Consider the following 13,468-nt stretch of genomic DNA (forward strand, 5'->3'; position numbering starts at 1 on the left):
CCGCCCTTCCCCTACAAGCGCATGAGCAGCCGGAAGGTTTTGACCTTGCTACGACTGACCGGCACCTGAAAATCCTTGTCCCTTAGCTTCAGCAGATAAGTATTATTGAACCAGGGTTCAATCTCTCTGATCTTATTCAGGTTGACGCAGTACGAGCGGTGACAGCGAAAGAATTGCTGTTCAGGCAGGCGTGCGCAAAATTCGCTGATGTTCATCGACATCACGTAATCTTCGCGGCGCGTATACACGAAGGTTAATTTTTCGTGGGCTTCAACGTAGTAAATATCGTTTACGTCGGTCACGATGATGCGCTCATCTTTGATCAGGTTAACCGTGAGGGCATGTTGCGCACTCGGTGCCTGGGTAATCGTATGCTGCTGTTGCCAGCTGGCTTCCAGCTTGTTGAGCATCGTGATAATACGTGACTCATGATAGGGCTTGAGAATATAGTCAAATGCTTCCAGCTCAAAGGCCTCGACCGCATGCTCTTTCCAGGCGGTAATAAAGACAATGAGCGGCTTGTGAACGAACTGATGGATATTCTGCGCCAGTAACATGCCATCCAGAGACGGGATATTAATGTCGAGAAAGATCACATCAACCCGGTGCTGTTGCAGATATTTCAGCACGTCGAGTCCGTCATCAAAGCAGGCTTCAATGTCAATTTTACTGTGCTGCTGAATCATCCAGCTCAGCTCTTGCTGGGCAAGGAATTCATCCTCTACGATGATGGCTTTCATGCAAGATTCCCCACCAGTGGCTGTCCGTTTTTGCCCAGCGTAAAGGCAATCTCTGTGCCGGGTTGATGACGCACGATATGCAGCCCCTGGCCCGAAAGCAATTTGACCCGGTGATGCACGTTTAACAGACCGATTTTATTGCCCGGCATGTCGTTGCGCGCGACCTTGTCGATCACCTCATCGCTGATGCCTTGTCCTGTATCCCGCACGGCAATGCGGACCTTGTCGCCCAAATCGCGCACGCTCAGCGTGACCACGCCTTTGCCTTTACAGGGTTGAATGCCATGCACGATGGCGTTTTCGACCAACGGCTGAATCAGCAGGCTGGGCAGCGAGAAATGCAAATCCTCATCCACGTCATAAATCATCGTCAGCTTGTCGCCGAAGCGAGCCTGTTCAATGGCGATGTAATCCTTTACCTGCCACAGCTCTTTTTTAATATCGATCAGCTCATCGTCATTCAGTTCGAGGTTGTAACGCAGATAACGCGATAAGTTAATGACCAACTGACGCGCCGTATCCGGATTAAGGCGGATAGAAGATGAAATCGCATTGAGCGCATTAAACAGGAAATGCGGATTTATTTTACTCTGGAGCGCACGCAGTTCCGCTTTATTGGCCATCTCTCGCAGCTGCTCGGTGCGGGAAACTTCAAGCTGGGTGGAGATAATCTGCGACAGGCCCACGGCCATCTCTTTTAGTGAACCCGTGATACGGTACGCACGGCGATAGTAGATTTTTAAGGTGCCGGTAACCTGTCCTTTTTCCCGCAGTGGAATGACGATCATTGAATGAATGTCTTTTGTCCGATGGGCTTCATCATTGTTTTTAATGATGATTTTTCCGCTGTGAATCGCCTGAGCCGTGGTGGGGCTGATACCGTCATCGCCGTGCTGATAGTTGTGCTCGCCATAGCCAACATAGGCCAAAATCTTCTGTTTATTGGTCATGGCGACGGCATCCGCTTTGATTTCCCGCCGGATAATATCGCAAATGTTGCGAAGTGAATCGCTGTTCACCTGCCTGAAGAGCGGCAGCGTCTGGTTAGCAATATCCAGCGCCAGCTTGGCCTGACGCGCTGCAATGGCCTCTTTCTCGCCCTCTACGCTCTGCACCAGCAACACGATTAAGCCAATGCTGGAGGCACCGAGAATCATCGGCAGGGCGATTTCAGACACAATCGCCAGCCCCAGCGCGACAGGTTTGGCCCATAGCACAATCAGCAGCATCGTCAGACTTTCACAAAACATACCGCCCAGAATCCCTACCAACCAGCGCCGTTCGCGCTGCACCCGACGGTTGATTCCCCCCGCGACGATCCCGGCTATGATGCTGGTGATCAGGCAAGGCACAGAGGTAACGCCATGAACATCAATCAGAAAGCGGTGCAGGCCGGCAATCACGCCTGTGGCAATTCCCACCCAGGGGCCAAAGAGAATGCCGCCCGCCATCACCGCAATCACCCGCACGTTAAGCAGTGATCCCTCCACGTTAACGCCTGACCAGGTACTGAATAGGGCGAACAGGGAAAAAATCGCAATGACGGCGGCTTTTTCCAGCGAGGTATGCTCATCCTTTTGTAACAGCTGACGAAAAGGCCGGGTTCGCGTCAAAAAAAACAGGCAGATCAGCATCAGCGCGGCGCGATCAAAGACGGCGAGGAGCATGTTAAAGTGTGAAGTCACAGGCGACTCTTCAGCTATGTTAAAGAACGCTATGATAAAAAATGTGATGATGATGCGCCAGCATGCCTGACGGTCAGCGCGGCTGTTCATGTTTTAGATCAATTTATCTAAAACAGGGAAAAGCGGAAATGTTGAGTGCATTAAAGGGGAACAGATTATTCCTCGCTGAATTTGGGGCAGGGCGCGGACGCCTGACAAGGTGATTCGCGCCGTTATCCTCGTTTAAGCCCTCGCTCGGGAGTAGAGTATGCAGGTAATGACTTCACGTTTGACGCTAACGACATTACGCCCTGAAGACTGGCAACTGTTCAGGGCTGTGCATGAAGATCGCGATACGATGAAGTGGGTGAGTGACATTCCCGACGAAGATGATATTCGCGAACGTTTCACCCAACGTCTGGCACCCTGGCAGGTGGGCAGCTTTCACATGTTGTGTCTGGTCGTCAGGCGGCGCGATAGCGGAGAGGCCATTGGCCTACTGGGCTGCACGCCTGAGTGGCAGCCTGCCCGCCAGGCCGAGATCGGCTACATGCTGCTGCAACGCCACTGTGGCCGGGGCTTTGGCAGTGAAGCCCTGGAGGCACTGTGTGAGTGTTTGTTTGATGCTGATTTCCTCAAACTCAAGGCGATGGTGGTAGAGGGGAACTGGGCATCACGTCGGATTCTGGAAAAAAATGGCTTCACGCTACAGCGCACACTACAACATAATTATCTGTTAAATGACCGCTGGGTGAATGACTGGCTGCTTGAGCGACTCCATCCGCAAATATAAAAAATTTTCTGCTCCTATCGACAAAGTTGTTATTGGCACGTTATGTTCTTGTTGTGGTCACCGCAGTGACCAGCGTCGCTCGGACGGTCCGGGCGCTAACGTTTTCCAGAGGATATCATGGCTGATAACAGCACAACCCGTCGTTTCTCACGCATTGAACGCCTGCCGCCTTACGTATTTAACATCACCGCTGAACTGAAGATGGCTGCGCGTCGGCGCGGTGAAGACATCATTGATCTTTCAATGGGCAATCCTGATGGGGCGACGCCGCCTCATATCGTAGAAAAACTGTGCCAGGTGGCGCAACGCGAAGATACGCACGGTTACTCGACGTCGCGGGGAATTCCTCGTCTGCGCCGCGCGATTTCACGCTGGTATGAAGAGCGTTATCAGGTTGATATCGATCCGGAATCTGAAGCTATCGTCACGATTGGCTCCAAAGAAGGCCTGGCCCACCTGATGCTGGCAACGCTCGATCACGGCGACACGGTGCTGGTGCCTAACCCCAGTTATCCTATTCATATCTACGGCGCAGTGATCGCCGGTGCCCAGGTGCGTTCTGTACCGCTGGTGGAAGGCATTGATTTTTTCAATGAGCTGGAGCGTGCCATCCGGGAAAGCTATCCCAAACCCAAGATGATGGTACTGGGCTTTCCCTCGAATCCGACGTCTCAATGCGTCGAACTGGACTTTTTCGAACGCGTGATTGCGCTGGCGAAGCAGTATAACGTCCTGGTGATCCACGATCTGGCTTATGCCGATATCGTTTATGACGGCTGGAAAGCGCCTTCTATCATGCAGGTGCCGGGTGCACGCGATGTGGCAGTCGAATTCTTTACCCTGTCTAAAAGCTACAACATGGCAGGCTGGCGCATTGGCTTTATGGTCGGCAACAAAGAACTGGTCGCTGCGCTGGCACGTATCAAGAGCTATCACGATTACGGGACTTTTACGCCCTTGCAGGTGGCGGCGATTGCGGCGCTGGAAGGCGATCAGCAATGCGTGCGTGATATTGCCGAGCAATATAAACGCCGTCGCGATGTGCTGGTAAAAGGGCTCCACGAAGCGGGCTGGATGGTTGATATTCCTAAAGCCTCTATGTACGTGTGGGCAAAAATACCTGACCACTACGCTCATCTCGGTTCACTGGAATTTGCCAAGCATATGCTGCAGGAGGCGAAAGTCTGCGTCTCGCCAGGCGTGGGATTTGGTGATTACGGTGACACGCATGTCCGCTTTGCGCTGATTGAAAACAGCGATCGTATTCGTCAGGCAGTAAGAGGGATTAAAGCGATGTTTCGTGCTGACGGCATTCTGCCAGGCAGCGTGAAAAGCATGGAAGAACAAATATAGTACGCCACTGGGGCGACCGTCTGTCGCCCCCTACGGACTGCTTGCAAAAACTACAGCATCAGCACAAAGGTGCCGACCCAAAGCAGTACGAAGAAAGAAATTCCCATCAATGCATATTTCACACACGAACTCCTCTGAGCGGTTACGATATTGGCGATCCCGATCCAGCGCAACGCGGACAGAAGGGATAAGGCCGCCGTTCAGGTCAACGGTCAACGGTTTCCCGGACGAACTGAATAACTCAGTACAGGATCGGGGCTAATCTACGCGTATTCAGACCGAAAAGAAATAGTTTGGTTCTGAGAGTTTGTTCACATTTTTTACTGAGTGTTAATTTCCGGAACGGCGGACATCCCGACACGTAACTGGGCCAGATTCGGCTGCCCTTTATCCAGCACAATTTTCACCGGCAAGCGCTGAACGATCTTAGTGTAGTTGCCGGTCGCATTGTCGGGAGAAATCGCCGAGAATGTCGCGCCCGTCGCGGGTGCAATGCTGTCAACATGGCCGGTAAAGACCTGATCGGGTAACGCATCCACTTTGATGCGCACGGGTTGCCCGGGGCGAACATCTTTCAACTGCGTTTCCAGATAGTTGGCTGTGATATAGGTTTGCTGCAGCGGTACAACCGCCAGCAGACGCGTGCCAGCGGAAACCCAGGCCCCCAGCCGCACCGTACGCTGTCCCACCATGCCTGCCACCGGCGCCACAATACGGGTGTAGGAAAGATTCAGACGTGCCTGATCGACGTTGGCTTTCGCCGCGGCGACATCGGCCTGTGACGACCTGACGGCCGCCTGCAATACGCCAACCTGCTTAATGGCGGCAGCCAGCGCCGCTTCGCTCTGGCGCACCGTGGCCGTGGCCGAACGCTGTGCAGAACTGGCTTTTTGCTGCTCGTCTGCGGCCACCGTACCGCTTTTATAAAGGCGGTTATAACGTTCAGCACTCTGACCGGCATACTGAGCCGTGGCCTGGCTGGCCGCGACGCTGGCCTTTTGCTGCGCAATAACTGACTGCTGTTGCTCCAGCTGTGCCTGGCTGCTCAACAGTTTGGCTTCACTGACCTGCAAATCAGCTTCGGCGCTTTCAAGCGCCACGCGATAATCGCGATCGTCCAGCGTGGCTAAGCGTTCGCCCGCCGCCACCTGCTGGTTATCCTTCACGTCGATATGGGCGACATAGCCGGACACTTTTGGCGCGACGATGGTGTAATCAGCATTCACCCAGGCATCATTAGTACGATGATCGTTACGGGTCATGACCGCCCAGACAGCCAGCGCCATCACCAGTAAAACCAGCAGCAGCAGTGAAAGCAGCAGGGTTTTTCTCATTACTAAAGCACGCATATTCAGTTATCCCGACGTGGAGGTTGCAGAGTGGATCAAGGTTTGTGGCGGCCAGACCCGTTTGGGTAGCAGAGCAGTGATCAGCAGCAGCAGTAGCGCAAAACCGATCAGCAGCAGCCAGGTATCACTCAGGCCGAGCACCAGCGCCTGGTGCTTGACCTGGGTAGCGAAAGCGCGCAGGTTTTCAACAGAGCTTGCGCTGCCGTCTGGCAGAAGCGGATAGCGGCCACTGGCCTGGCCGCTGTCGGGGGCCGTCATCAGCCAGGGTCTGCTGGCCGCCTGATTAATCAGGATGCTGGAGTGAAACTGCTCACGATGGCTGACGAACCATGACACCAGGGTTGAGGCGGCGATGCTGGAGAATCCCCGCACGGTATTAAACATCGCCGAGGCGAACGGGCCTTCCGGCGGGGCAACGACGCTGGTGGCGCTCATCAGGACCGGCAAAATGACCATCGGTTGGCCCGCGGCCTGTAAGGCCTGAATCAGCCAAAAGTTGTCTCTCGCCCAGCCGGTGGTGATCTGCATGCCGAGCAGACAAGCGGCGATAAGCAACCCCAGGCCGAGCGACAGCACCCAGCGACAGTCGATCCAGCGAATATTCAGCAGGGCGGCGATAAAGGGCGCGATAATCAGCTGCGGTAAGCCGATGGTTAAGGCCAGCGGCGCAAACTGGGCAATACGGAACCCCTCAACCTGAGCAAAATAGGTTGAGGGCAGCGCCGAGCCGGACAGTGACACAATGAGCACGCCCGCCAGTACCAGCAAGCCGTGCATCAAATTACGCCGCCTCAGCATCTGCAACTTAAACAGCGGCAGCGGATGAAACCACTCGTTAATCAAAAACACAATCAGTAGCGGCAACGCCGCAAGAAGCATGGCCGCAATGAGCTGCGAATCCAGCCAGTCGAGCCGTTCGCCTTGCGTGAGCACCAGAACGACCAGCGCCATGCCGCTACAGCCGGTAAGCATGCCAAACAGGTCGATCTGCTGAAACCGTTCGGTGCGCAGGGGATCCTGAGGTAATCCCCAGGCCATCAATACGAGGGCAATCAGCATGCCGGGCACGACCTGCCAGAACACAAACATCCAGCTGACTTCATCTGTCCAAAAGGCCGCCAGCGAGGCGGCCATGTTCGGGCCAAACGTGGCGGTAAGCGCATAGGCGCCCAGGCCATAAAGCTTAATCGGAGGGGGCAAAAATCGCAGCGCGACGGTCATCAGCATTGGGGGAAGCGCGCCGCCAAACAGGCCCTGCACGACGCGCAAGGCAATAAACAGAGCAGGGTTCGTCATCAGCGGCAGCAGCACGCCGGATAATAAAAAACCGGCGGACATGATCAGCGAAAAACGGCGCAGGGAAAACGTCACGGCAAACCACGGCGCAATCATCATGGCGGCGACTTCGGCGGCCTGATAAACAGAAATAATCCAGCTACCCTGGTCGTAGCCGATGCCCAGCGCGGCACGAATATCGGCCAGGGCGATATCACTGACCCGATCGTTAAGGCCTGACGTCAGTGCGGCGATCCAGACGCCAAGCAGGCCTAATGCCAGTCGCAAGGTAAAGGGATGCAGCGTCGGCGCATTGCCGGGCCGGGTTGTCATAGCAGGTGCTCTCATTATTATGGTTCGATGTATTGCAATGCGATACAGCGCGGCGATATTACATGGCAATATGCTGTATTGCAATGCGGTACATGCTGTAAAACGTGCGCTTTTCGGGTTACAGTAAGTCAGCTCAAAAAGGACGACGCTATGACTCATCAATCATCCAGCCGCGAGGATGAAAAAACGGGCGGCATTCAGGTGATTGCCCGGGCGGCAAAAATTCTTAATGCCTTAGGCGAACATCCCAGTGGCATGAGTCTGGGCGAGATTGCGCAGGTGGTCGATCTGCCGCGTTCCACCGTACAACGTATCGTGGCGGCGCTGGATAGCGCAGAGCTGGTGCGAAGCAGCGGGGCGGGTGGGCTGCGCCTGGGGCCGGCTTTGCTGAAACTTCTGTCCAGCGTCAACACGGATGTGGTGGATTTAGTGAAACCCCTGCTGGAAAAACTCTCTGCCGATACCAATGAAACCGTATCGCTGGCCCGCGCAAGCGGCTCACAGCTGGCGGTTGTGCATTATGTTGTGGCGTCACGCGAGCTGCGCGTGGTGCCGCGCATCGGACTGGATCTGCCGCTTTACAGCACCTCAGGCGGCAGAGCGTTGCTGGCGCTGGAAAGCGATGCCGACGTGCAGGCAAGGGTAGGCGATGACTGGCGCGAACTGACCGATAAAACGGTTAAAACGCTGGCGGCGCTTTTGCAGATGATTCACGAGGTGCGTAAAACCAGTATTTCCTACGATCGCGGTGAAACGCTTGAAGGCGTTTCAACCATGGCTTTCGCGCTGGATACGATCTTCGGCCGCTTTGCGGTGTCATTACTGGTGCCTACGGCACGTTTTAAGAAACACGAGGCACGTTATCGTGAGGAAATGCTGCAATGTAAACAGGCGCTGATTCGCGAAATTGGCAAAATCGCCGCTGTTGAAGGATAACGTCCCGATGAAAACAGTCTTAATGGCTATTGATAACACCCCCGTTGCGAAGAAAGTGATTTCCCTGACGATTGAAGAAGCGCTGGCACATCGTGCAGAAGTGATGGTGTTATGCTGCATCGATCCCGCTTATTCATCCTGCAGCCAGCCTATCGATATTGATGCAGGTGAAGATCCGGCGGATTTTGTCGCGGCTCAGGATGAACAGAATACCGCTGAAATGGTGGTGCGCCATGCGCTGGCTCCCTTATTGCAGGCTGGAATCAAGGCGCGGGGCATGATACTGGCCGGCGAAGCGGCGGACACGATTGTGGCGCAGTCGCAACAGTTAAACGCCAGCATGATTATTATGGGGCGACGCCATTTGTCTCCCTTTAACCGTTTATTGAAAGGATCTGTGAGTGCGGCCGTTGTTGAACGCGCGCATTGCCCGGTACTGATTGATGTGCGTAAGGATTAACAACGTAGTATGACTTCCCTGCTTTTAATTACGCTGGTGGCCTTTGTGCTGCTGGCGATTATCATTTTTATGTTGGTCAGAACGACCCGGTTGCGCGTCTGGCAGGGCATCGTCCTGTTTATCCTGCCGCTTATCCTGTCGAATATTTTATTGTTCAAGTGGATTTTGCCTCAGCAACAGCAGGAAAAACGCTACGAACGGGCTGCGGACTATATGGCGCAGGCAACGGTCTATCGGGTATTGCGTACTCAGGAACCGGCCCTGTGGCAATTACTGACACGCGAACTCGCCCACAAACTGCGTGAAGGGGAACCCATGATTCAGGCCGTTGGCGAGCTGAGAGGCTGGCTGACGGATGTGATTAATCAGCGTCTGATGCGCGCGTCAAACCATGCCATCGTTAATTACATTGGCGTTTCTGTCGAAGAAATGCAGGCGCTAAATAAACGCGATCCCGGCCTCTGTTTTCAGTTTCTCTACCCGCAGGTGAAGGGCGGCGTGAATCTGGCAAAAACGCTGCCGGCCGCGCTGAACCAAAAAGAGGCGGAAGCCACTGAATATTTGCTGCTTAACAGCCTGGCGGAAGAACAGCCGATGGATCGCGATCAGGCTCAGGATGATTTGAAGAATATTGTTGATCGCCTATACCAGAAATGGGGCGATAAGCTGCAGCAGCTCAATATGCCAGCAGACACGGCAGTGGACCGTTCTTCAATGTGTGCCATGTCCATCGATCTCTACAGTGCAATTCTCGCACTCCCGGACAAGCAGGCCGCGAATCTGCTTCGTAGAATGATTGCGCTTTCTGGTGAGGGATAAGCAAAAAAAGCCCGCTTAACGCGGGCTAAATTGAGAGGCTTTTTTTAGTGAGGCTTTTTATTAGTAGAGTCATACCTGGTGTTGTGCTTTGACTGTTTCTCGTTAGATGCAGTTTCGCAGTTTAATGGCACATTATGCCAACTGTTTACCCGTATTGAATCAATTGGTAAAACTTCGTAAATACGCGACAGTCGCGTACTATTCCTATAGATACGCATTTTGCAGCACCTTACACTGCGTCAAAATGTGAGGGAAAAATGAAAAAAACACTTATTGGTGCACTGGCACTTATTTTGCTGAGCGGCTGTACCGCCAGCAAACCCGGGGCGTTTGAGCGGGTCGATGAAGACACCTCCTCAAATACGGTTCAGTACCGTTTCGATCCGTCAAAAGTTAATCGCGATGCCATGGAAATTGATGTGGCGAAATACTGCATGGATAAGGGTTTTGATAAGGTAGAAAATCTGCCTGCTCAGGACAGCACAATACCAGGCCTGAAGAAAACCTGGTATCAGTGTAATTACGCGGTGAAGAGTTAACGAATAAAACGAGGTGGGATTGAATCCCACCTTCTTTTTTATATTATGCTGTGTGAAATCTTTGCCCTTCAGTTTTTCTCATATCTGGCGGACATCCTTTCCTGTCTCCGCCTGTCGCTATCCTGCCCTGATATCATTTTTGACCCGCTGATAAAATAACCCGCTGATACTGTGGACAGGACCGTGGTACTTAATGCTTTCATACGACATCTCCACTTTTTCGATGCTTAAAATATTACGCTGAAATAGTGGAGTAAACATGTAGCCAGTGTAGAGTTACTTCGATAATTATTTCTTTATATTTCAAAATGGGCGGTGGCGGATAAAGAATCTGACTATTCCAATCAGAACAGGATGAATAAGCGCTAATATGCGTAAGACCTGTCTTAAAAACAAGTAAGAAAAGCGTTGTCCCGGTTGGGGAAATCGGAGCTACATTATTAGCAGGTCTATAAAGGGAGGCAAACATGGCTTACAAGGTAAAAAATATTCTGCCACTTCAGGCGGAGTTAGGGGAATGCCCGCTTTGGTCGGTAAAGGAGCAGGTATTGTGGTGCGTTGATATCCTGGCACCGGCGATTCATCGTTTTGATCCCCTTAGTGGCGAACTGACGACCTTTCCTCAGCAGGAGGAGGTAGGGTGCATAGGCTTGCGTGAACAGGGCGGTATCATCGCCGCGCTGCGCGGTGGCGTGTGGCTGCTGGATGAGCAGGGCAAACCACAGAAAAAAGTGGCTGATAATCCCGGTATCGCGGAGAAAAGCCGGTTCAATGACGGACGTGTCGATCCCTGGGGCAATTTCTGGTGCGGCAGCTTGTGGGAGCCACAGGATAAAAACGGCGGTTTGCTGTGCCGTATGACGCCAGACCTGAAACTTGAGGTGAAAGCGCGTGATATCAAGATCTCAAACGGCGTGGCATTCTCCCCCGATCGCCAATGGATGTATCACACGGATACGCCCAATGCAGTGCTTTACCGCTATCCGTTGGATGCGCAGGGCGAACCAGGCGAGCGGGAGGTTTTTCGACGTTTTGACGCCAGCGGCGGTTTACCCGATGGTGCAGCGGTAGACAGCGAAGGTTTTTACTGGTCGGCACTCTTCGATGGCGGCCGGGTTGTGCGCATCCATCCTCAGAATGGTGAAATCGTCGATGAGATCAGGCTGCCGGTTAAGTGGCCAACGATGGTGGCCTTTGGCGGCAGCGAGTTAAAGACGTTGTATATCACCAGTTCACGAGAAAATCTCAGTAAAGAAGATCGGGAACGTTACCCGGAATCGGGAGATATTTTCGCGGTTGAGCTGGACGTGGCCGGCATAGCGGAACCGCTGTTTCGCGGCTAAAAAGGGAGGCCAGGCTGTCCTGGCCTCTGAAATTACTGGCGTTGCAGCTGCGGCGCGCTCCCGGACTGACTCTGCGGCATCCGGATAGTGAGCGACAGCAGTAAGGACATGACCAATAGCGTCATGATAAGGCTGAACGTCACGGTAAAACCGCCAAACAGTGAGGCAACCAGCGATCCCAACACGCTGCCAATGCCAAACCCCAAATAAATCAGACCATAGTTTTTCGTCAGGTTATTCAGGCCGAAAAAGTCACTGACCAGGGAAGGGAACACGGTAATCGTGCCGCCGAAGCTGAAAGCGACACAGGCCAGCGACAGGAAAAAGGTGGTCTGGTTCATGTGCGTAAACAGTAATACGCTCATGCCTGTCAGAGCGATCAACTGGGCCAGGGAAATAACCCGGATACGAACCATTTTGTCCGACAGGACGCCCAGCACCAACCGGCCACTCAGGTTAGCGACGGCAATGACGGTGACCGCGTTAGCCGCCGTCTGAGTGCTGAGGTGCACCAGGCCTTCCCCGATATCTTTGGCGACGCCAATGACGTAAAGCCCGCTCATGCACGCCGTCAGGAACATCAGCGCCAGCATCCAGTACTGCGGAAGGCGCACTGACTCAGCCAGCGTATAATTGCGGGTTGCCTGATGTTGCGCCGTTGACGAACGTTGCAATGGCGCATCGCGCATCATCAGCGCACCGATAACTATCATCGTCATGGCTAATACCCCCCAGAGAATAAAGGTTTTTTCAAGCCCAAACTCAGCCAGTAGCGCTCCACAGATAAATTTGAAACCCAGGCTGCCCAGGCCGTAGGCACCAATCGCGCAGGCGGATATCATCCCTTTGCGTTCAGGAAACCATTTCACGCAGTTAGACAATGTCATCAGGTAACCTGCGCCGTCAGCCAGCCCCAGCAGAATGCCTGCGCTCAGGTACAGCATGACCAGGTTATCGGCATGTGAAGTCAGCCATAAGCCCAGCGCCATCATTACTCCCGCGCCAATCGTCACCTTACGGACACCAAAACGTTCCTGCAGCTTACCGGCAAGCGAAGAGGCTACCGCCAGGCCCAGACTCAGTAATCCAAATGAAAAGGCCACCTGGCTCACCGATGCCGCCAGCTTTTGCGACAGCTGACCGTTAAACAAGCTCCAGGTATAAACCGATCCCAAAGCAAACTGGGTAATCACTGTGCCGAAAAGGGTTAACCAGCGTGTACGCTGACCAACAGCCTGTTGTCGCTCATTCATTATTTTTACTCCCACAGGAAAACTGGAAACTGCGGCCAGATTAAACAAATGCCTGACGCGCGGGAGGGAAAAGAGCATGAACGGAATGCAGAATGGAATGAAATGCCGTGAGAGCGGCATGAATGGCAGGCCCGATAAACGTAACCAGACTAACCATGTGATGAGTTCAGGTAAGTAGGCGTAAGTAAATGTTACGGTTAGCGGTTTTTACCGGCAGGTTGCGTGTTTTTTTGCCAGGCTTAAAGTCCATTCAACAGGAGGAAATATGAAAGACCGGACATATGAATCCATCACCAGTGAGGATGAAGTTTGCTGCATTATCGGTCAGGCAGTGATCGAATTGAGCACAGAGCAGCAGCCTGTCACGAAATCTACGCTGGCGCTAAAATTATTGTCAATGGCGGATCGTGACAGCGACGATGAGCGAGTTCTGCTCTACTGGATTGCGCGCAAGGCGATCAATCAACCACAATATCTTGTCAATCATCAGCAACAATGGGCATGAGGCCCTGACAGGAAAGGGCTCCACGCCCGGTACGGTTCAGCGTAACGCACAGCGCGTAATCGTAACGCGTACAGCACACCTGAAAACTGACCGTAAAATCGTGGTA

At 53.3% G+C, this 13,468-nt stretch carries 14 protein-coding genes; 8 read left to right on the forward strand and 6 right to left on the reverse strand.

Translation table 11 applies throughout. From position 1 onward, the window contains the following. Nucleotides 1-11: 11 nt before the first annotated feature. Together P9J57_RS06335 and P9J57_RS06340 are read right to left on the reverse strand one after the other, a co-directional pair. Nucleotides 12-740, reverse strand: a complete 729-nt coding sequence (locus P9J57_RS06335) for a LytR/AlgR family response regulator transcription factor (protein ID WP_013026621.1) — start codon at nt 738-740, stop codon at nt 12-14. Beyond that, entirely contained in the window at nt 737-2,407 is a 1,671-nt protein-coding gene (locus P9J57_RS06340; protein WP_026021025.1) for a sensor histidine kinase, read from the reverse strand. Before P9J57_RS06340 ends, P9J57_RS06335 begins: the two co-directional genes overlap by 4 nt. A gap of 265 nt (nt 2,408-2,672) precedes the next feature. On the opposite strand from P9J57_RS06340, the gene P9J57_RS06345 reads away from it, so the two are divergent. Further along, nucleotides 2,673-3,197 carry a GNAT family N-acetyltransferase gene (locus P9J57_RS06345; protein ID WP_483279430.1) on the forward strand — a complete coding sequence of 175 codons (525 nt, stop codon included), beginning with the start codon at nt 2,673-2,675 and terminating at the stop codon, nt 3,195-3,197. 117 nt (nt 3,198-3,314) lie between these two features. Further along, nucleotides 3,315-4,550 carry an alanine transaminase gene (alaC, locus tag P9J57_RS06350; protein WP_013026618.1) on the forward strand — a complete coding sequence of 412 codons (1,236 nt, stop codon included), beginning with the start codon at nt 3,315-3,317 and terminating at the stop codon, nt 4,548-4,550. A 50-nt stretch (nt 4,551-4,600) separates the two neighbouring features. On the opposite strand, the gene ypdK is transcribed toward alaC, so the two are convergent. The 3 genes from ypdK to P9J57_RS06365 form a co-directional block, all read right to left on the reverse strand. Continuing rightward, entirely contained in the window at nt 4,601-4,672 is a 72-nt protein-coding gene (gene ypdK / locus P9J57_RS06355; RefSeq protein WP_006120362.1) for a membrane protein YpdK, read from the reverse strand. A 198-nt stretch (nt 4,673-4,870) separates the two neighbouring features. Then, entirely contained in the window at nt 4,871-5,899 is a 1,029-nt protein-coding gene (locus tag P9J57_RS06360; protein WP_105079364.1) for an HlyD family secretion protein, read from the reverse strand. 6 nt (nt 5,900-5,905) lie between these two features. Further along, complete coding sequence (locus P9J57_RS06365) at nt 5,906-7,507, reverse strand: MFS transporter (RefSeq protein ID WP_019106043.1); 1,602 nt, start codon at nt 7,505-7,507, stop codon at nt 5,906-5,908. Nucleotides 7,508-7,657: 150 nt separating this feature from the next. Here P9J57_RS06365 and P9J57_RS06370 point away from each other — a divergent pair, with 150 nt between their 5' ends. The 5 genes from P9J57_RS06370 (at nt 7,658) to P9J57_RS06390 (ending at nt 11,604) form a co-directional block, all read left to right on the forward strand. Beyond that, entirely contained in the window at nt 7,658-8,443 is a 786-nt protein-coding gene (locus P9J57_RS06370; RefSeq protein ID WP_072138917.1) for an IclR family transcriptional regulator, read from the forward strand. A gap of 7 nt (nt 8,444-8,450) precedes the next feature. Further along, nucleotides 8,451-8,903, forward strand: coding sequence for a universal stress protein (locus P9J57_RS06375; protein WP_014605321.1), 453 nt, complete (start codon nt 8,451-8,453; stop codon nt 8,901-8,903). 9 nt (nt 8,904-8,912) lie between these two features. Next, nucleotides 8,913-9,722, forward strand: coding sequence for a G protein-coupled receptor family protein (locus P9J57_RS06380; protein ID WP_013026612.1), 810 nt, complete (start codon nt 8,913-8,915; stop codon nt 9,720-9,722). A 257-nt stretch (nt 9,723-9,979) separates the two neighbouring features. Further along, nucleotides 9,980-10,261, forward strand: coding sequence for a lipoprotein (locus P9J57_RS06385; protein WP_014605322.1), 282 nt, complete (start codon nt 9,980-9,982; stop codon nt 10,259-10,261). A 467-nt stretch (nt 10,262-10,728) separates the two neighbouring features. Continuing rightward, nucleotides 10,729-11,604 (forward strand): SMP-30/gluconolactonase/LRE family protein, encoded by an 876-nt coding sequence (locus tag P9J57_RS06390; RefSeq protein ID WP_126843461.1) that lies wholly within the window; start codon nt 10,729-10,731, stop codon nt 11,602-11,604. Nucleotides 11,605-11,636: 32 nt separating this feature from the next. On the opposite strand, the gene P9J57_RS06395 is transcribed toward P9J57_RS06390, so the two are convergent. Then, a complete protein-coding gene (locus tag P9J57_RS06395) occupies nt 11,637-12,857 on the reverse strand; it encodes an L-lactate MFS transporter (RefSeq protein ID WP_263751792.1) in 1,221 nt (406 codons plus the stop codon). 265 nt (nt 12,858-13,122) lie between these two features. Between P9J57_RS06395 and P9J57_RS06400 the strand changes: the two genes are divergently transcribed. Continuing rightward, complete coding sequence (locus tag P9J57_RS06400; RefSeq protein WP_015699793.1) at nt 13,123-13,362, forward strand: hypothetical protein; 240 nt, start codon at nt 13,123-13,125, stop codon at nt 13,360-13,362. The last annotated feature ends 106 nt before the right edge of the window (nt 13,363-13,468 follow it).

This window comes from Pantoea sp. nfd-35 (genome assembly GCF_056892255.1).

Coding starts and splice junctions, on each gene's coding strand:
- P9J57_RS06335 (WP_013026621.1), bottom strand. CDS start 740: ATGAAAGCCATCATCGTAGAGGATGAATTCCTTGCCCAGCAAGAGCTG.
- P9J57_RS06340 (WP_026021025.1), bottom strand. CDS start 2,407: ATGCTCCTCGCCGTCTTTGATCGCGCCGCGCTGATGCTGATCTGCCTG.
- P9J57_RS06345 (WP_483279430.1), top strand. CDS start 2,673: ATGCAGGTAATGACTTCACGTTTGACGCTAACGACATTACGCCCTGAA.
- alaC (WP_013026618.1), top strand. CDS start 3,315: ATGGCTGATAACAGCACAACCCGTCGTTTCTCACGCATTGAACGCCTG.
- P9J57_RS06360 (WP_105079364.1), bottom strand. CDS start 5,899: ATGCGTGCTTTAGTAATGAGAAAAACCCTGCTGCTTTCACTGCTGCTG.
- P9J57_RS06365 (WP_019106043.1), bottom strand. CDS start 7,507: ATGACAACCCGGCCCGGCAATGCGCCGACGCTGCATCCCTTTACCTTG.
- P9J57_RS06370 (WP_072138917.1), top strand. CDS start 7,658: ATGACTCATCAATCATCCAGCCGCGAGGATGAAAAAACGGGCGGCATT.
- P9J57_RS06375 (WP_014605321.1), top strand. CDS start 8,451: ATGAAAACAGTCTTAATGGCTATTGATAACACCCCCGTTGCGAAGAAA.
- P9J57_RS06380 (WP_013026612.1), top strand. CDS start 8,913: ATGACTTCCCTGCTTTTAATTACGCTGGTGGCCTTTGTGCTGCTGGCG.
- P9J57_RS06385 (WP_014605322.1), top strand. CDS start 9,980: ATGAAAAAAACACTTATTGGTGCACTGGCACTTATTTTGCTGAGCGGC.
- P9J57_RS06390 (WP_126843461.1), top strand. CDS start 10,729: ATGGCTTACAAGGTAAAAAATATTCTGCCACTTCAGGCGGAGTTAGGG.
- P9J57_RS06395 (WP_263751792.1), bottom strand. CDS start 12,857: ATGAATGAGCGACAACAGGCTGTTGGTCAGCGTACACGCTGGTTAACC.
- P9J57_RS06400 (WP_015699793.1), top strand. CDS start 13,123: ATGAAAGACCGGACATATGAATCCATCACCAGTGAGGATGAAGTTTGC.